This is a genomic window from Paenarthrobacter sp. PH39-S1 (assembly GCF_030063245.1).
In the GTDB taxonomy this organism is placed as follows: domain Bacteria; phylum Actinomycetota; class Actinomycetes; order Actinomycetales; family Micrococcaceae; genus Arthrobacter_M.
This window is the reverse complement of the sequence record NZ_JASISR010000036.1, coordinates 19,788-36,506: the sequence shown is the minus strand read 5'-3', so window position 1 is coordinate 36,506 and position 16,719 is coordinate 19,788. Positions and strand designations below refer to the sequence as shown.

The window sequence follows — 16,719 nt, the reverse complement described above, 5'->3', positions numbered from 1 at the left end:
CAGGCTGGGTTTTCTGCCGTTTCAGATAACCCGTGCGGATCAAATCGCGGATCACTAGTTGGGTCTGCTCCGTGGTGGCCGCCAGCGGATTACCCGGCAGCCAGGTCGGTCACCATCTCCGCACCTTCCGCCGCGATGTCGTCGCGGTTGCCCGCAAGGGCGAATCACCCATCACGCAGATCGCCAAGGACTTCGGTGGTTCACCTGCTGCCCTGCACCTTTGGATGAAGATCGCCGACAAAGAAGACGGTGTGAAGTCCGTGTTTCCAGCCGGTCTCGGGCACGTACTCCGTAGCAACCAAGTTCACGGCGTTCTGAGCGGGGTCTTGCTCCCGCCAGAGCTGCACCATTCCTTCGCCCATGGACCATCGCGCAGCCAGGGGTGCGGCACGCCGTTCCACCCGAAGACCTCCGAGACCAGGTAAGCGGCCACCTCTCGGTGGGCCAGGGCGCCGCTGGGAAAATCCCACAGCGGGCGTTTGCCTGCTATCGGCTTACAGACGACCATCACGCCGCCTGTGCGGCCCAGGAAGGTGGCGTTTGAAGCCGTAGTGATGCGGCCGGTGAGCGTCAGCTTGGCGGTCACCAGGTCGGGCAATGGCATCAGACCTCCGGAAGGGTGCAGATGTGCCCGTCGGCGTCCACAGGATACCCGCAGAGCGGGCACGCCGGACGCCCGGCATCCACGACCTCACGGGTGCGCTTGGCGAATGCGCGGGCGGTGCCGACCGGCATTCGCACCAGCAGCAATTCGGAGGCGTCAGCGTCATCTTCATCAAGCGATTCATTGTCGTCATCAGCACCGACATCAGCGACCGGGTGGGCCTCTATGACGATCTGCGCCGTCGTCGGGTCCCAACCCAGGCTCATGGCGCCCGTGCGAAACTGCTCCTGAACAGCCTCGAGCGGGTCATTGTCGACGAGTCCAATGGGAGTACTGGTGGGAATGCTGAAGGGGTTGCCCTCAAGGGTGATGAGCTGGTCGAGAATTTCGTCGATCTTCTCGGCGAGCAGAGCCGACTGCTGCTTCTCCAGGGCAACACTCACGATCTGCGTCCCTGTTCGCACCTGCAGGTAGAACGTGCGCGCCCCCGAAACGCCAATGGTGCCGACGACGACCCGATCAGGCCAGGCGAACTCGTGAACAGTTGTAGGCATGTAAGCATTTTAGGCTCATGACGATCACGGCGCCTTGTCCCCACTTATCCGGCCCAGTCCGGCACCAGTACGACCCGATCCGACGCCCAAATTGTGCACGTTGTGCACACCCTCTTTTTTGCCCTTTCCACCTCCAGCATCCAAGGCTTTGGAGAGCCTTAAATCCGGCTGTCAGCAGCCGTCACCTGCAAGTGGGCCGGCCCATGCCGAGGTGGGCCACTCTGATTCAACTGGTGCTAGTCGCGTGTATCTACAACATCTGGATGTTAAAACGGCGGCCGACGGCCGAGAGGTCGCGATTGTGTAGGTCGATAGGAGTTCCGTCGTCAACGACCAGGCCGTCTTCGGCAAGCCCGAGGTCACGGTGACGTAGCCAGTACGCCCAGCAAAATCAACTCCATCGGCGGCTGCGCCTGGCCTCGCGCCAATCAGATCAAACCGGCAACCGCAGGTCATTGCGCCGCCTGGCAATACCTTGGCGTTGAATATTTCACTGATTCACCCATGAAAGCGCACTACTCCGGCGAGATCGTCGCCATCACCGAACCGGTGCCTTTGACCTCCCTCCAGCCCGCCGGGCTCGTCAACGAAACCCCCGCAGACTACAGCCGTGCCATCGAAGCCAGCCAAGACGTCCCCATCTCCGTCATGAAAGACACCCTCGACTTGATCCCCGCAAGATCGGTGAAGTTCCTCATTTACAACAACCAGACCGAAGGACCCCAGACCTTGGCCATCCAGGACGCCGCCGCCGGCGTGCTTGAGTGCAAAATTCTGGTCCTTTCTGCCGAAATCACGCTATCCTCGAATTTTTCACTTTTCACAAGCCCCCATAACGACCCTCGGCGTTCTGCGTGGTTGGCCCCGCGATAACCATGACCGGATGAAATTTCTCACACCGCACAGGGGAATACAATCGGCGCCGCCGCGCAGGTTCGGGCCTGCAGTGAAACCATCGGCGCTTATGGCCCCAGAGGCTCCAAAGCAAGAATTTTTCGGATGATACATTGAAAATCCAGTCCTCCCACGCGAATGACATGGAATGCCTGCCCACGCCTCGAACGTTTCCAGCTCCTTTCCACCAGACTTGTTGTCGTCGCGATCGCGTCAATCGAAAGCAGCAGAAATGAACAAGAAGTGCGTGGCCATCGTGGGCGCCGGTCCGGGCATCAGCGCCGGAGTGGCCAGGAAGTTTGGAGCCAACGGCTTCACGGTGATCCTGCTGGCCAGGCACCCTGAATCACTTCAGCTTCGGGTATCGGAGCTCAAGAACGCCGGCATCGAAGCCCACGGCCTCGTCGCCGATGTGACCGACCCGCAGAGCCTGCAATCGGCTTTCGCCCGCATTCAGGCCGAACACGGAATCTTGGATGCCCTGGTCTACAACGCCGGAGCCAACACGATTGCCAACCCCTCCGTCCTGAACACCGCGGACCTGACCCGGGATTTCGTGGTCAACGTGGTCGGGGCGCTGAGCTGCGCCCAGCTGGCGGCTCCCGCCATGATTGAACGCGGTTCGGGTTCCATCCTTTTCACCGGAGGACTACTGGCCTTGAATCCCGTTGCGTCCAGGGCATCGGCCTCCATCAGCAAGGCCGGGCTACGCAACCTGACCCTAACCCTGGGCGATGAGCTCGCCGAGCAGGGCCTCAAGGTCGGCACCGTGACCATAGGCGGCGTCGTCCAGGCCGGCACGTTCTTCGATCCGGATTTGATCGCCGAAGCATATTGGGACCTGCACACCGGAAAGTCAGCAGGCGAGGTCCTGTACATGCAGCCCTAAGCCTCGATCCACAGAACCGCTTTCGGGTTCCAAATGATCTTGTAACCCGGGACAGTTTCATTCCCAGGCACCGAAACTCGATGGGCTTCACCTCCACTGGGCCATCTGGTGGGAATACAACCAAACGGAACGCAGGCAAAACTGGAATGGTTCCTGTCATGCACTTCGCGGAGCTAGTTTTGCGTGCTAATAGTTCGTTTGAGTTTCATTTTGCCCAGCAGGTGTTCCGGCGGCTTGGTCCAGACGAACGGCTGGGCGTCCTTGTTGTAGTTCTCGATGTAGCGTTCCATGTTCTCCTCCAGGTCCTTGATCGAGGCGAATGTCCCTCGCTTGAGGCATAGGCGGGTGATGATGCCGAAGAAGATCTCCACCATTTTCAGCCACGAGCAGCTGGTCGGTGTGAATTGCATGGTCACCCGCGGATTGGCCGCCAGCAGGTCAGTCATCGCAGCTGTGTGCGTATCGGGCAAGGATTCTCACGATCATCAACCTCCTGCCCTGCGTGTACCGATCGGTGCTCCTAGGCGCGCTCCTGGCCCACTACACGGCAATATCGGTGTTCAACACGGTGGCGTGGTTACGAACCCAACAGCACCCCGAGGGCCGCGCCCGTCAGGAACGACACCACCAAGACGCTCGCGGGCTGCGCCTTTACGACAAAGCGTGAAACGATCGGACTATGGTGGCTTGACTGTAGCCTCTGTCTCTACAGCTCACGGTTGCAGGTAGCTCCGGCCCGGCCACTGCGTGAGCGCCGCTATCCGCAGCATGAAGGCCTCATAGGAGAGTCCGGCTGGGGCGCCGGACCACATTTTCTGGGCCAGCAGTCCGAAGGTCGGTTCCACCAGCTCGTGGATCAACTGCTCGTCGTAGTCCCTCAGGACCATGTCATTCCATACCGCCGATGCCGCGCCGAGCAGTTGCGGATGCTGGGGATCAAGCGACTGGTTGTCTGCGAAGACGTGCGGTTCCCAGCCGTCGAAAAGTGCTCGGCCGTCCAGGTGTGTGCCGTGGTAGTAGTCGGCGAAGGGGACTATGTACAGCAGCTCGTCATTGGTGTTGATGATCCGGTGCCCGTCCGCAGTGGCGGCTTGCGGGCCGTACCAGTCGTTGTTCCAGGAACAGATTACGACGTCGCAGTTGTAGCCGCTGCGGCCCGCTGCATCCGCACCTGAGGACATGGCGGTCAGGCTGCCCCACGCCATCGGCTTCTTGCCCAGGGCCTGCAGGTGGGAGGAGATCTCATTGAAGAAGCGCAGGTAGAGTTCTGCGTGTTCTTTTTCATATTCATCCGCGCCGAAGTGCACATAGGGACCGCGGAACCACGGCGTGAACTCATCAAAGATCGCCTGGACGAAGTCGGTCGTTTCCGGTTTGGACAGGTCCAGCATGTCCGAGTCCCCGTTGTTAAGGCCCAGCTCAGGCCGAACCCGGACGATGGACCGGGCGTGCGCCGGGAAGCAGCGAGATTCCGCCGGCGGGGGCCACACCTTCCGGTGCCTGGACCTCAGCGGGTCCGGCCCCGCCGGGTTGGGCGCCGGACCTGCCGGCGATTCCGCACACTTCGGCGATGTCGGTGACCAACTGTTCGGCTGTTGCGGCCAGCCCGGGATCGTTTACCACAACGCGGAATCCATCCGCCAGGGTCAGGAACCCGTGGCCGCCCTCCCACTGCTGAAGCGCCGGTACCACCGCCGGACAGGAGTTGGCGTTCGCGCCGTGGGTGTTGGCCATGAGTTCTGCGGTAGTCACCGTGTCGTCCGTTCTGGGAGGTTAGGCCTGCCTTGGCCGGGTCCCGGTTATGAAGCCGTTGTCGGCCCTGTCTGGATGAACCGGGCAGGGCCAACAGCAGGGGTTGTTAGCAGTGGCCGCGTTGGGAGGCGCCGGTGGCTGTTTCCTTTTTGATCTTTACCCCAAAGAAGTCGCGTCCGCCGTTGTCCGGAATGGATAGTCCGCCCCCGAGGGCCGGGGAATTCTTTTGCAGCAGGTAGCCGGCTGCGTCTTTGCTGCTTGTCGCTGTTCCGGGGCCGCACAGCAGCGGATCCGCAGAAGTGCCGCCGGGGTTGGCCGGCTGGTTCACGATCGAGGCGGAAATGCTGTTGTTTGCAAAGGTGTAGCCGGAATGGGCAGCCAGATTGAAGCTGGCCTCACCGGTGCCGGACTTGGCCACGATGTTGTTCCGGAATTGGACGTTTCGGAGGGCATCCACGTTTTCGTTGACAACCACCTGTGAAATGCCATCGCCGATGTAGATGGTGTTGTTGTAGATCTGCGCGTCCTCGATCTTGCCGGCGCAGTTTTCCACGCCGCGGTAGCTGTCATTCTGGCTGATGTTGTAGCGGACGACCGACCCGCGCTGGATGTTGTTGGCGGTGCACAGCAGGAAGAAACCGCCTTCGTTGTCATGGCTGAGGTTGTACTGGAAGGTTGCCCCGATGTTACCGCCGTCGATGTCATAGGCCATGCCGTCCCGGTGGCCCTTGCCACCGGAGACATTATTGAACTGTGCCAGTGTGTTGTTGCTGTTGAACGGCCAGATTCCGGCGTTGTACCCGGCCGAGCGCTCATTGAAGCCGACGACGGTATTGTTCTCCACGAGGGCGCCGTCCGTGGTGTTCATCACGATGCCGTCCCCGCCTATGTTGCCAAGGTAATTGTCTTTGACCACCACATGCGTCGCGGGCAACCAATTCGGTGCCGTGGCGCAGCCGATTTCCGGTCGGCAGGCCCAGGTGCTCAGCTGCAGGTTGATGGCCTGCCGGTCAATGTTCTCCAGCCGGTTGTTGGTGATGTGCACATCATTGAAGGTGGTGGGTGTCCGGTTGCCGGTGACGACAAAGGCGATGCCCTGGCTGCCCGCGGGCCCCTTGGCGTCGTCGCCGGCGACGTCGTGAAGATAAACATTGTCGATGTTGTAGCCGCTGCCGGTACCGAAGTCCTGCAGCTGGACGGTTATCCCGCGCCGGTTGGTCCCGGGGTTGGCGGCGTTGACAATTTCCAGATCCCGCAGGCTCACATGCTGCTGGTTGTGCAGGTGGACGGCGGTGTAGGCGCCGTTTCCGTCCAGAACGGCCCGGGCCGTGGAATGACCGTAGCCGCCGATGATGAACGGCTCCTCTTCGGAACCGGATCCCTGGGTCTTCAGCGTTCCCTTGCAGGTGGTTCAGCGTTTGAACAGCAGCTGGTCGCCGGGCCCGAAAACGTGGCTGGCCACCTGCTCGAGGCTGTTCCAGGGCAGGCGCTCCGTCCCCGTGCCCGCCGCCGGCTGGGAACAGTCCACATAGGAGGTGCTGCCGGTGTGCGCGGTCCGGCCCTCCGGAGCGGCCGTTGCGACGGCAGGGGCCGCTGCCACGGCGCCGGATCCAAGGGCAACCGCGGCCATTAGTGCCAATAGTGCCAATAGTCTGTAACGCTGAGCCATCACTTCTCCTTTTTCGGCAGCCCGGGGGTACCGTTCAGATGCGTACTGCGGACATTACTTTGGACGGAATTCCTACTGCTGGGCCAAGAACGCCAGCCGCGCCTCCCGCCGCGCCTTTTGCCGCGCCGGATCGGCCACAGGGGAGGCCATCAGCAGCCGTTGGGTGTACGGGTGCCCGGGGTTTTCCGTCACCGACCCGGCTTCACCGAACTCCAGCACCTCACCGTGGCAGAGCACCGCGATGCGGTGGCTGATGTGACAGACAACGGCCAGATCGTGGGAGATGAACAGGTACGCCACACCCGTTTCCTGCTGGATCTCCAAAAAAAGGTCCAGGACCCTGGCCTGCGTGGACAGGTCCAGGGCGGAAACGGGTTCATCGCAGACAATCAGCTTCGGTTCCATGGCATAGCCACGCGCTGGCGCTGGCCACCCGAAAACTCCCTCGGCAGTCTGGCGCCGGCGTCTGTCGGCAACTGCACCCGGTCCAGCAGGCCTAAAATCCGCCGTCGTGCTTGTGCCTTGGCTATGCCCTGGACAATGAGAGGTTCGCAAAGGATGTCTTCGATGGTCAAGACCGGGTTCAGCGAGGTGTAGGGATCCTGGAAGACCACCTGGACATCACGGCTCATCAGCCGGCGGCGGGCCCGCGACAGCTGCCCGATGTTGGTGCCGTCAATAATGATCTCCCCGCCGCTCCCCGGGGCCAGACCCAGGACGGCCCTGCCGATAGTGGTTTTGCCGGAACCGGACTCTCCCTCAAGTCCCACGGTTTCGCCGGGGTTCACATCCAGGTTGACGCCTTTGAGCGCCCTGAACGGCGGTCTGCGCCATCCTTTCGTAGGGAAGTCGGTCACGAGGTTCCTGATGTCAAGCAGCGGATTCACAGCTGTGCCTCCTGGAGATCGGACGGTGGTTCGGCCATCAGAGCGGTCGCGGGGTTTTGTTTTCCAGCCCGGACTCCAGCAGCATCCGGGTGTACGGATGCTGCGGATCCTTGAAGAGCCGGTCAACGTCGTTCTGCTCCACAATTTTGTCCAACTGCATCACCGCCACCCGATCGCAGATATCCGCTACCACGCCGGAGTTGTGCGTCACGAGCAGTACTGCCATTCCGCTTTCACGCTGGAGGTCGCGCAACAGGTCCAGCACCTCGGCCTGCACTGTCACATCCAAAGCCGTGGTGGGTTCGTCCGCGATCAGGACCTCCGGATTACAGGAGACCGCACCTGCTATCAGGACGCGCTGCGCCATGCCACCGGAGATCTGATGCGGGTAGGAGTCAAAGGTGCGCTGCGGATCCGAGATCCCAACCCGGGCCAGCATCGCAAGGGCCTTATCTTTCGCAGCCTGCTTGCCCAGACCTAAATGCCGGCGAATTGGTTCCACCAGCTGATAGCCGATCCTGAACGTGGGATCCAGGTTGGACATCGGTTCCTGCGGAATGTACGCTACGGTCTTCCCCAGCAGCCTGCGGCGGTCCCGCGCCGATAGCGACTGAAACTGACGCCCTGCGACGTCGATGCTGCCACCCATGATGCGGCCTCCGGTTGGAAGCAAGCCCAAAATCGCCCACGCAGTCTGGGTTTTACCCGAACCGGATTCACCGACGAGCCCGAGGATTTCCCCGCGCCGCACGCCGAGCGAAATGCCCTTGACTACGGGCTTGACGCCCTCGGCGCAGGGTAACCAATACTGAGGTCCCGCACTGCCATCACCGGCACATCGGGAATGAAATCGGAACCGGCCACGCCGGGAACTATCCGGCCGCTGTGGGCACGAGTGTCGCCGTCGTCGGTCTGCGGAGCCTCCGGGATGGCCGCGGTGGCCGGTTGCGGGGCGGCCAATGCACGACGGCGCCGCCGGCCGGCTGCCGGTCTGTCCTCCAGCGCGTCGCGCAGGCTGTTCCCGAAGAAAATCAGCCCGGCATTGACCACGCCCAGGGCAATGCCGGGCCACAGCATGAGGCCGGGTGCAATGTAGAGGTTCACCAGCGCCTCGTTGAGCATATTGCCCCAGGTGGGGATCGTGGTGTCTCCCAGCCCCAGGAAGTCAAGGCCGGACTGCACACCGATGACGACCACGGCGGCCAGAGCAGCGTAGATAATGATCGGAGCGCGGACGGCTATCAGCACGTGGTGGCCCAGGATCCGGGGCAGGGACAGTCCGGAAACGCGTGCCGCGTCAACATAAAGTTCATTCCGGACCCCGCTGACTATCGCGCGCACCAGGCGGTGGAAACCGGGCGCCATGAGCACGCCGAAGACGCTCATGCTCAACCAGATGTTGTTCCCCCATGCCGCCCGCACAGCCAGCAGCACCATGATGTGCGGCAGGGCGATGAGCAGGTTGCTGTACCAATCGACTCCGGTATCCACTTTGCCGCCAAAGTAGCCGGCTACAAGGCCTGTGGTCACACCTATAACAACGGCGACCGCAACGGCCAGCCCCGTTCCGCCGAGGGTGATCCTCCCGCCGTAGAGAAGCCTGGAAAAGACATCCCGCCAGGAGCTGTCGGTTCCCAGCCAATGATCGTATCCCGGGCCAGCCAGTGCCTGGCCGATATCCCCCAATTGGGATCGAAGTGTGTCAGCAGCGGCGCCAGCACGGTGGCAAGCACCAGCAGCACCAAGATGCCAAGGGAAATCAGCGCCAGCGGAGATCCACCGATGATGTATGACATCCACGACGGGGAGGTAGCGGATGGGCTCGACTGCTTGAACAGAACCCACCCTTCAACGGTGAGTCGGTCGAAATTCTGCAGGCCGTGCTCAGTGCAGTAATGGTCGAAATTCCTCAAGTACCACAAACGGGATTGCCGTGAAAGCCCATGCTTTCCTTCAAAGTAAGGAAACGCTCGAGTTCGGTCGCGAACACGCTCGTAAACCTGGACCCGTTCACCGTTTCACTCCGTTGTGCAACACCAGCGGCAGAGGCAGGACACAGGCCAGCATATGCTCGGTGTCCGTGCTCAGATATACGTTGGTGGCGTCCGGGCTCGAATGGCCAAGAACCGCCGATATCGTTGGCAGGGGTGTTCCGGCGCGCAGGAGTTTGGATGCCGCGTTGTGGCGTAGCAACCGGGTCCCAGCCCTCGTCCGGTCCACCCCTGCTGTTTTGAAGACGCGTCTGGTCACTTGATAAATGGAAGCATGACCTGCCAGCTCGGTATGGGGCGCCACCGCACGCAAGCGGGGCCGTGCGGCCGTGACGGAGCTGAGGTGGCTTCTGGGCCTGCTGAGGGCGAGCCCGGGTGAACCGCGGGTCCAGCCGCAGAACAGGGGGCAACCGCCTTGGCGTGCAGATACAGTGACAGCGATGGGGGCGGGTCTTCTGTCCTTTCTGGAAGCTGTCCTGGCGGGACCGCCGCCGGGAAACGCCATGGCGTGGATCCTCCCGGCTGCGCTTCCCCTGCCGCTGGTATTTCGACGGCACAAACCGGCGCTTGCCTGCCTTGCCACTGCAACGCTCACAGCCCTGAGCACCGTCCTGGGCCTGCCTTTCATCTACGGGTTTACGCTGGCCCGATGATCACATTTACTGTTCTGTCATGGTCCGTTTCCGTCTCTCGTCAGCGGACGGCCTGGGCGGGGCTTTCCGTCCTTTTGGCCGCTACAGTCTGGCGGTTCTACCTGGACCAACCGGGCGCCGTCCAACTGATAGTGGCCATGTTTGTCATGCCTGCACTGGCAGGAGCGGAATGGCGCACCCGCGATCGCGACAGGCGTACTGCCGAAGCTCAAGGGAGCGCTCTGGCCGATAATATCCACGGCAACATTGACCGGGCGGTCCGCTCGGAGCGGTTGCACATCGCGCGGGAGCTTCATGATGTCACAAGCCATGCAGTGGGCGTGAGGGTCCTGCAGGCTTCGGCCGCGCAGGCCTTGTATGCGAGGGATCCGCAAGGGGCGCGGAACGCCCTGGCAAATGTTGAGTCCGCGGGCGAACACGCCTTGGCTGAACTTGCGGAGTTGTTCAGTGTGCTCGACGCTGGCGCCATCGGTTCCCCGGGTTTGGCTGCCCCGTCAGCGGAGACCCTCCAAGAATTGACGGCCCGGATGCGCTCCGCTGGCCTCAATGTGACTCTCATAAGCGATACCTCCAACCTGCCCAGAGAATTGACGCGGGCCATCCACCGCACGGTGCAGGAGGCCCTCACCAACGTTGCCCGGCACGCCCCAGGGGCCAAGACAACAGTGAAGGTCACCAGTAATGGTTCGAGCGTCATCATCGCTGTGACCAACGACCTGCCCGGACCGGTCGCTGGAAGCGCCGGTGGCGAAGGCTTCGGGCTGGCAGGCATTCTGGAGCGGATGGACAGTGTGGGTGGCACATTTACGGTCAGCAACTCCGGCGGGTCCTTCACCGTCAAGGCCTGCTTCCCTCTCCCGAACCGAGCCCTGTGTGTGTGATCCGGGTGGTGATCGCCGATGACCAGGCCCTGATCCGGGGCGGGCTACGCGCTATCCTGCTGGCGGAACCCGATATCGATGTTGTGGGTGAGGCAGCAGATGGCGCAGCCGCTGCGAAGGTCGCAGGAACCGAAGCTGCCGACGTTGTCCTCATGGACATCCAGATGCCCGGTACCGACGGTATCGAAGGAGTGCGCAGAATTGCTGCGGCCCGCCCGCAGGCCAAGGTTCTGGTTCTGACAATGTTCGATCTTGATGAGTATGTTTTTGCCGCACTGCAGGCCGGGGCCAGTGGATTCCTGCTCAAAACCACCCCACCGGACATGCTGGCAGCCGCGATACGCGCATGCCACCTTGGCGAACGTATCTTTGCTGGCACCGTCACGAGACGCTTGATCGATGCCTATGTGCACCAACGGCCGATTCCGGCTGGCATACCGCCGGCGCTCCGCGTCCTGACAGAGAGGGAAATGGACGTCTTTCGGGCCATGGCCCTTGGCCTAACGAATTCCGAAATAGCCGCAAAACTCTACATGGGTGAAGCTACCGTGAAAACACATGTGACACGGATCCTGGCCAAACTCGGTCTCCGCGACCGCATCCACGCCGTTCTGCTTGCCTACGAAAGCGGACTGATAGGCCGCTAACCGACCAGCGCCGGGTTGCAGGTCCTGGCAGTCGGGCCGGAAAATAGCCTGCCAGCGATCCCAAATTTGCCAAGGAATAGATGGAGAAAGGCGATGACGTCTCCGTCCACATCTCGGAGGACCTCACTCGGGTCTCAGCCAACTCAAAGGCCGGGCCCCAGGCATCAAGGATAAATGTGCTCACAACTTACATCCGCTCCTTCACACGCTCACACCTTCGGCACGCCGCGATAAGCCAGATTTGCCAACGGTCGGTAACCATCCCCGCAGCCAACCAACGACCACTCGACAGAATGCCGTGGCTAACGTCTTACGAGATGCGAGGCAATCATCCCCGCACTGTCCTCCAGCGAGACGTCGCCGGCCGCCACACCCACGACGAGATCGAACGCCGCATCGGTGCTGAAGTCATGCCTGTAGCCGTTGATCCAGAGCATCAAAGCCATCAGCGTCCACGCAGTCCGCTTGTTGCCATCAATCAGCGGGTGGAACCGCGCCACCGACTCCATCAAAGCAGCAACCTTCATCGCCAGCCGCGGATAGGCCTCCACACCCACCACCGTTGTTGCCGGCCGGGCCAGCGCCGAGGCGAGGAGGCCGATATCGCGGATGTGAAACCCGTATCTGTCCACGACCTGCAGCGCGTCCTCAATCTCGAGGTAGCCGGTCATGCATCCTCAAGGCGCGTCAATAGATCTGCGTCATGGCTCATCACGAAATCCAGCCCCTCATTAATCTCACGGCTGCTCCGGTGACGCTGCAGCACCAACTCTGCACCCTGGAGCAACAACGCAGACTTCGAGGTATGTTCCTCAGCAGCGAGCTGATCCAAGCGACGATCCAGATCCTCGGGGACGCGCAAATTCATAGCCATGAACACATGGTACCAAACCAGTACCACGCGACAACCAAGGCAAGTCGCCGCAACCCGCGCGCTGTCCTTACACGTCACGAACGGGCCCTAAACGGCGTGTGGAGAGACTCAGGATTGCTCGCTCGCGCTTTGGCCGCCACCCGGACCGGAAACCGATGCCATCCCGGCGTCTAATTGATCCGTCATGTCGTGATCCAACACGACGACAATGAATACACGTGAGGAACCAACCCAGCAGCCTCCCCCACGACATCGAGTCGAAATCCCTTACATCATGTTGTGCGGCCCAGGACGGACCATGAAGAAGTATCCACAAACCGATGACCAAATAGAGGAGGAAGGAAGCACCTGGCCACCAACAAAAAAGTCCCCCGAAGGGGCCAAACGTGAACAACTTGTCCACACTCAGAGGCCCACAAGCCCCTGAGCAGGGAAAACACGTGCCCGAGGTGGGACTCGAACCGGCTTCCTGCGCCTGTAAACATAGGGAAGTCCCGGAAACATGCCGAATCCGACCCAGTCCGGCACCGGTACGACCCAGTCCGACGGCAAAAGTGTGCACATTGTGCACAGCCCCATTTTTGGGGGTAGATCGGAGTCTCTCGGTAGCTTCCAGAATATGAAAAGCAATCCGCTTACCCGGCTGCACGAAGGATGGTACGACTTGGTCCAAGAGAAGCCTGTGTGGCGCTGCTGTGGCCGATACGGTTAGTGCGTTCAGTGGGTCTGGCTCGTAGGTGTAGACCGCGGGGCGCCTTCCGCTTCTTTGCGGAATACTTGTGGCATTCCTACTGCTCTGCGGCATAGGCTGAAGGTGTCCGGATGAGGAGGGTAGCAATGAGTATTTTAACAATCATCGGAGCCGCCACCGCGACGGGCGAGCAGAATTCACATTGCGGACCTCCACCCCGCATGTCGTTAACATGGTCAACATCCGTCCACCAACCCTGGCTCGCTGAGTCTAGGCGTCAATATAACCGGAGGCGGACCCGTTCCGGCACCGGTCACGGACGATGCGCCAGTAAGTGAACGGCAAGGCGAACGCCTTTGCTAAGGCCAGCGTACTGGCATGTCAGACCTTCGGTTAGCCCTCGTCGTCGCTAATTTCAAGCTTCTGGAAAAGGTCGTGCCCGTAGCTGAAGTCCCATACACGCTCGCGGTGCATTCTTCCCACGACCACCCCTGGGCAAGTTCCAATTTTATGCGCGAATGCTCGAACATTGGTCTTGGACTTCAGGGACCGCAGTTCGGGGAGAAACCTGGGCGGGATCAGGGTGTCCCGGGCGAACTCATCAGCCTCATCCTCTAGCGGGGTTCTCTTGCCTGAATCGGCATGGACAAACATCTGATTTCCCGCATGGCGAAGGACATGTCCTATCTCATGGAAGAGCGTAAACCAGAACTTACCGTCGTCCTTTCCGCGGGTACTCAGTGTGATAACGGGAGTTCCCTCGAACCATTGCGTACAACCGTGCACGCGCGCGCCAGGCACGTCATTGATGTAGAGCAGGCGGACGCCAGCCGAAGAGATGAGGTGCACCAATCTTGCGCCAAAGTCCTCCGGGTAATCGGCTGAAAGCTTGCGAATGTCGGGAATTACCGCTTCGAGCATGTCGCGGTCGAAGGGGAAGTCAAGAGGCTCAGTCTGCTCAAGTTCCATCTCGATCAACCGCAACCATACTTGGACGGCTCCAGGATCTACACGATGCGCTAAGGCCTGGCGAAAGGCAGGAACGGGCTGCGTCCGTGCGCTCAGCCCGTCCAGGCTGCCAACCCGGAAGAAGGCCATCAACTCCATCAGGACCTCCCCCGGCTTCCGGAGGTTTCCCGTGATGAGTCCGCGCGTGCGCATGTCTTTCAAGGGGAATGCGCGCGCAACTTCGACGTGCTCTTCAAGCGTGTGCCGCAGTGCCAGCCGCGCAACGTCTTCCCGGTAGGTGTTCTCGTAGCCCATCCAGATCCTGGCAGCGACGCCAGTAACAAGTTCCAGTTGGATGGCCACCTCGTGAGTAAGGCGGGCGCCGGAGATCAGCTTGCTGACATGCTTGGGCGTGACGCCCACAGCACGGGCGAGACGTGCCTGAGTCCAGTTGTTCTCCTCCAGCCACTCCTGGATGTACTCCCCTGCCGGGACAGCAAAGTCCGTCTCAATTTCAATAATTTCAGTCACGGCCGTCCCCTCTCAGTGGTAGTCAACGATGTCGATTAGATTGGCAACGGTCTCGTCGTCGTTGAACTCGACCAGCAGCCGGTAGTTCGGGGTGACGTGCGCAGCGTATATCCCCTTGAGATTGTGTTTCTTAGGAGCCCATTTGCCTGTAGAGCCTGTCAGATCAGAGATCATTCTGGCGGCCTGCAGCTGTTTTATGCGAAGTCCAAGTGCTTTCCCCACATCCGCCCCATACAGCCGTTTCGCTTCGGCTGCGCTTGCGGCAGCCTTGGCGAGCTTCTTGTTGGATGAGTAAACCTTCATCCCCATCCGTTACCTACTAGGTAACACGTTGTAAGACTACAACATTCCCGGACGAATGGAAGAAGCCGCAACTCTGACCGTCTCAGCACTTCAAATCCCCTATAACGTCCAGCAGGTTTCCATCGGAGTTCCCCTTGGCCGTCAAAGGTTCCGCTGATCAATCCTGACATGAAAATTGCGGTGACGTTGTCCGTGTCAGTGGGTGATCTGAGGGGTCAACATCGTGAGGCTGGGTTATCCGGTCTGTTGCAGGGGCTCGAGGGTGACTTGGTAGCCGAGGGATTCGAGCTGTTTGATGGCGCGGGTCTTGGTTTTGGCTGGTGTCTTTCGTGTGAAGTAGTCGGCTCCGGGGTCTTTGTAGAGTTCGCCGGTAGTGAGCATGTGCCAGGCTGCGGTGAGCATGGCGTGTTCGATCGCGACGAGTGCTTTGGACGGCCCGCGCCGGGCGGTGAGGCGGGAGTATTTCGCGGTGAAGTAGGTGTTCTTTGAGCGTGCTGCCGAGAGCGCGGCGATACCGAGGGCTCCTTTGAGGTAGCGGTTGCCGGGGCGTGTTTTGGCGGATTTAACCCGTCCGGCGGATTCGTTGGATCCCGGAGAGGTGCCGGCCCAGGACGCCAGGTGCCCGGCCGTGGGGAACACGGTCATGTCGGCACCTGTTTCGGCGATGAAGACCTCCGCGACGGTGGTGCTGAATCCCGGGATGCTGATCAGGAGCTCCCGGGCGAGACGAAAGGGCTCCATCGCCGCCTCGATCCTGGCACTGAGGTCCTCGATATCGGCGGTGTGGGCGTCGACCCGGTGCAGATAAAGTTCCGCCATGTAGCGGTGGTGGCTGCTGAACCGGCCAGTGAGCGCGTCGGTGAGCTCGGGGATTTTTGACCGCATCCTGCGCTGGGCGAGGTTTGCCAGGACCACCGGGTCCTGTTGCCCCTCGATCAGTGCCTTCAGCATCAGCCGTCCCGAGACCCCGGTGATGTCCGAGGCCACCGAGGAGAGCTTGATGCAGGCGTCCTCGAGGAGTTTCTCCAGGCGCTGGATCTCCCGGGTCCGTTCCCGGGTGATGATCGTCCTGGCCCGGGTCAGGTCGCGCAGTTCACGGATCGGCGGCGGGGGCACGAACGAGGCTCGGAACAGCCCGTGGGCGCCCAGATCCGCGAGCCAGGCAGCGTCGGAGACATCGGTTTTACGGCCCGGGACGTTTCTGGCATCACGGGCGTTGACCAGGATGACGTTCAATCCCTCGTCCTCAAGCAGGTAGTAGAAGGGACGCCAGTAATCACTGGTCGCTTCCATCACCACCAGACTGACCTGCTCCTTGAGCAGGTGTTCCTTCAGGTCCAGTTCTGTCCGGTCATCGCACCCCACGTGGTGACCGTCGACGCGGTTGCCCTGGCCCCCCGCCCCTGGACACGGACACAGACCTTCGCATCCTTCTTCGAAATATCAATACCCGCGCACCGCGGGTGCATCACTTCCATCTCGGATCACCCTTCCCAGTCGTCCTGCAGGAATCAAGGTGCATGCGTTCCGGGGAAGGCGGATAAAACAACAAATCTGACATTCGTGCTCAAGGCAACAATCCACGGTCCCGCGGACAACAAAGCTGTGCCGTCCACCACCAAACTAGCCAACAGGCTCACCGGCACCATAGACGAATCGGGGTCGACCGAAACACACACATCAAGTCTCTCCCCAGAGCGTCTGTCAGCACCAGAAATCCCGGCAACAGACGTGACGCGGACAAATTTTCCGTCCTCACGGCGGAGCGAAGCGCCCCTCAGAAACTAGCCAGTGTTTTGAATCCTCCATGAAGGTCGGGGCCCACTCCGCCAGCAAGTCCGCACTTCTCTCGGTCACCCGGTGCCTGGCCAGCGCCAGGGCGGCCGATCTTGTTCTTACCGGACGGCCAATGTCCAGGCAAGAAACCGGAACATGTACCGCTAGGTCGAGC

17 protein-coding genes and 5 pseudogenes are annotated in these 16,719 nt (G+C 61.0%); 5 read left to right on the top strand and 17 right to left on the bottom strand.

All coding sequences use genetic code 11. The annotated features are described in order from the left end of the window. Window positions 1-74: 74 nt before the first annotated feature. Window positions 75-251, top strand: a pseudogene (locus QMG52_RS22420) (transposase); the annotation flags it as partial. A 3-nt stretch (window positions 252-254) separates the two neighbouring features. On the opposite strand, the pseudogene QMG52_RS18140 reads toward QMG52_RS22420, so the two are convergent. Next, window positions 255-604: pseudogene (locus QMG52_RS18140) on the bottom strand (protein kinase family protein); the annotation flags it as partial. Further along, complete coding sequence (locus tag QMG52_RS18135) at window positions 604-1,158, bottom strand: DUF3090 domain-containing protein (protein WP_283561830.1); 555 nt, start codon at window positions 1,156-1,158, stop codon at window positions 604-606. The gene QMG52_RS18135 and the pseudogene QMG52_RS18140, both read right to left, overlap by 1 nt. A gap of 504 nt (window positions 1,159-1,662) precedes the next feature. Here QMG52_RS18135 and QMG52_RS18130 point away from each other — a divergent pair. Both QMG52_RS18130 and QMG52_RS18125 read left to right on the top strand, forming a co-directional pair. Continuing rightward, window positions 1,663-2,031, top strand: coding sequence for a hypothetical protein (locus QMG52_RS18130; RefSeq protein WP_283561829.1), 369 nt, complete (start codon window positions 1,663-1,665; stop codon window positions 2,029-2,031). Window positions 2,032-2,284: 253 nt separating this feature from the next. After that, window positions 2,285-2,941, top strand: a complete 657-nt coding sequence (locus tag QMG52_RS18125) for an SDR family NAD(P)-dependent oxidoreductase (protein WP_283561828.1) — start codon at window positions 2,285-2,287, stop codon at window positions 2,939-2,941. 173 nt (window positions 2,942-3,114) lie between these two features. Here the strand turns inward: QMG52_RS18125 and QMG52_RS18120 are convergent, their stop codons facing one another. The 10 genes and pseudogenes from QMG52_RS18120 to QMG52_RS18080 form a co-directional block, all read right to left on the bottom strand. Beyond that, window positions 3,115-3,411, bottom strand: coding sequence for a hypothetical protein (locus QMG52_RS18120; RefSeq protein WP_283561827.1), 297 nt, complete (start codon window positions 3,409-3,411; stop codon window positions 3,115-3,117). Window positions 3,412-3,654: 243 nt separating this feature from the next. After that, window positions 3,655-4,332: a family 20 glycosylhydrolase gene (locus QMG52_RS18115; protein WP_502920565.1), complete on the bottom strand. Its 678-nt coding sequence runs from the start codon at window positions 4,330-4,332 to the stop codon at window positions 3,655-3,657. 28 nt (window positions 4,333-4,360) lie between these two features. Continuing rightward, the gene (locus QMG52_RS18110) at window positions 4,361-4,693 is read right to left on the bottom strand and encodes a beta-N-acetylhexosaminidase family protein (RefSeq protein ID WP_283561825.1); all 333 of its coding nucleotides are present in this window, start codon (window positions 4,691-4,693) and stop codon (window positions 4,361-4,363) included. A 106-nt stretch (window positions 4,694-4,799) separates the two neighbouring features. Then, window positions 4,800-5,957, bottom strand: coding sequence for a right-handed parallel beta-helix repeat-containing protein (locus tag QMG52_RS18105; RefSeq protein WP_283561824.1), 1,158 nt, complete (start codon window positions 5,955-5,957; stop codon window positions 4,800-4,802). 147 nt (window positions 5,958-6,104) lie between these two features. After that, the gene (locus QMG52_RS18100; protein ID WP_283561823.1) at window positions 6,105-6,362 is read right to left on the bottom strand and encodes a hypothetical protein; all 258 of its coding nucleotides are present in this window, start codon (window positions 6,360-6,362) and stop codon (window positions 6,105-6,107) included. 72 nt (window positions 6,363-6,434) lie between these two features. After that, window positions 6,435-7,249, bottom strand: a pseudogene (locus QMG52_RS18095) (ATP-binding cassette domain-containing protein). Window positions 7,250-7,286: 37 nt separating this feature from the next. Then, complete coding sequence (locus QMG52_RS18090; RefSeq protein WP_283561822.1) at window positions 7,287-8,000, bottom strand: ABC transporter ATP-binding protein; 714 nt, start codon at window positions 7,998-8,000, stop codon at window positions 7,287-7,289. Window positions 8,001-8,020: 20 nt separating this feature from the next. Further along, a complete protein-coding gene (locus tag QMG52_RS18085; RefSeq protein ID WP_283561821.1) occupies window positions 8,021-8,935 on the bottom strand; it encodes an ABC transporter permease in 915 nt (304 codons plus the stop codon). A gap of 38 nt (window positions 8,936-8,973) precedes the next feature. Then, window positions 8,974-9,045: pseudogene (locus QMG52_RS22415) on the bottom strand (hypothetical protein); the annotation flags it as partial. A 214-nt stretch (window positions 9,046-9,259) separates the two neighbouring features. After that, a complete protein-coding gene (locus QMG52_RS18080; protein ID WP_283561820.1) occupies window positions 9,260-9,745 on the bottom strand; it encodes a tyrosine-type recombinase/integrase in 486 nt (161 codons plus the stop codon). Window positions 9,746-9,889: 144 nt separating this feature from the next. Between QMG52_RS18080 and QMG52_RS18075 the strand changes: the two genes are divergently transcribed. Continuing rightward, window positions 9,890-10,774, top strand: coding sequence for a sensor histidine kinase (locus QMG52_RS18075; RefSeq protein ID WP_283561819.1), 885 nt, complete (start codon window positions 9,890-9,892; stop codon window positions 10,772-10,774). Window positions 10,775-10,782: 8 nt separating this feature from the next. Continuing rightward, window positions 10,783-11,421: a response regulator transcription factor gene (locus QMG52_RS18070; protein WP_283561818.1), complete on the top strand. Its 639-nt coding sequence runs from the start codon at window positions 10,783-10,785 to the stop codon at window positions 11,419-11,421. 302 nt (window positions 11,422-11,723) lie between these two features. Here QMG52_RS18070 and QMG52_RS18065 read toward each other — a convergent pair whose 3' ends face one another. The 5 genes and pseudogenes from QMG52_RS18065 to QMG52_RS18045 form a co-directional block, all read right to left on the bottom strand. Continuing rightward, window positions 11,724-12,092: a type II toxin-antitoxin system death-on-curing family toxin gene (locus tag QMG52_RS18065; protein ID WP_283561817.1), complete on the bottom strand. Its 369-nt coding sequence runs from the start codon at window positions 12,090-12,092 to the stop codon at window positions 11,724-11,726. Then, window positions 12,089-12,295 carry a ribbon-helix-helix protein, CopG family gene (locus QMG52_RS18060; protein ID WP_283561816.1) on the bottom strand — a complete coding sequence of 69 codons (207 nt, stop codon included), beginning with the start codon at window positions 12,293-12,295 and terminating at the stop codon, window positions 12,089-12,091. The genes QMG52_RS18065 and QMG52_RS18060 overlap by 4 nt, the downstream gene beginning before the upstream one ends. Window positions 12,296-13,379: 1,084 nt before the next feature. Further along, window positions 13,380-14,465: an ImmA/IrrE family metallo-endopeptidase gene (locus tag QMG52_RS18055; RefSeq protein WP_283561815.1), complete on the bottom strand. Its 1,086-nt coding sequence runs from the start codon at window positions 14,463-14,465 to the stop codon at window positions 13,380-13,382. Window positions 14,466-14,477: 12 nt separating this feature from the next. Then, window positions 14,478-14,768 carry a type II toxin-antitoxin system RelE/ParE family toxin gene (locus tag QMG52_RS18050; protein ID WP_283561814.1) on the bottom strand — a complete coding sequence of 97 codons (291 nt, stop codon included), beginning with the start codon at window positions 14,766-14,768 and terminating at the stop codon, window positions 14,478-14,480. A 234-nt stretch (window positions 14,769-15,002) separates the two neighbouring features. Then, a pseudogene (locus QMG52_RS18045) lies at window positions 15,003-16,246 on the bottom strand (IS110 family RNA-guided transposase). Between the last annotated feature and the right edge of the window lie 473 nt (window positions 16,247-16,719).

Bases quoted from the DNA above. Each gene is read 5' to 3' on its own strand.
- QMG52_RS18135 (WP_283561830.1), bottom strand. From the start codon at position 1,158: ATGCCTACAACTGTTCACGAGTTCGCCTGGCCTGATCGGGTCGTCGTC.
- QMG52_RS18130 (WP_283561829.1), top strand. From the start codon at position 1,663: ATGAAAGCGCACTACTCCGGCGAGATCGTCGCCATCACCGAACCGGTG.
- QMG52_RS18125 (WP_283561828.1), top strand. From the start codon at position 2,285: ATGAACAAGAAGTGCGTGGCCATCGTGGGCGCCGGTCCGGGCATCAGC.
- QMG52_RS18115 (WP_502920565.1), bottom strand. From the start codon at position 4,332: ATGCTGGACCTGTCCAAACCGGAAACGACCGACTTCGTCCAGGCGATC.
- QMG52_RS18100 (WP_283561823.1), bottom strand. From the start codon at position 6,362: ATGGCTCAGCGTTACAGACTATTGGCACTATTGGCACTAATGGCCGCG.
- QMG52_RS18080 (WP_283561820.1), bottom strand. From the start codon at position 9,745: ATGGCGTTTCCCGGCGGCGGTCCCGCCAGGACAGCTTCCAGAAAGGAC.
- QMG52_RS18075 (WP_283561819.1), top strand. From the start codon at position 9,890: ATGATCACATTTACTGTTCTGTCATGGTCCGTTTCCGTCTCTCGTCAG.
- QMG52_RS18065 (WP_283561817.1), bottom strand. From the start codon at position 12,092: ATGACCGGCTACCTCGAGATTGAGGACGCGCTGCAGGTCGTGGACAGA.
- QMG52_RS18060 (WP_283561816.1), bottom strand. From the start codon at position 12,295: ATGGCTATGAATTTGCGCGTCCCCGAGGATCTGGATCGTCGCTTGGAT.
- QMG52_RS18050 (WP_283561814.1), bottom strand. From the start codon at position 14,768: ATGAAGGTTTACTCATCCAACAAGAAGCTCGCCAAGGCTGCCGCAAGC.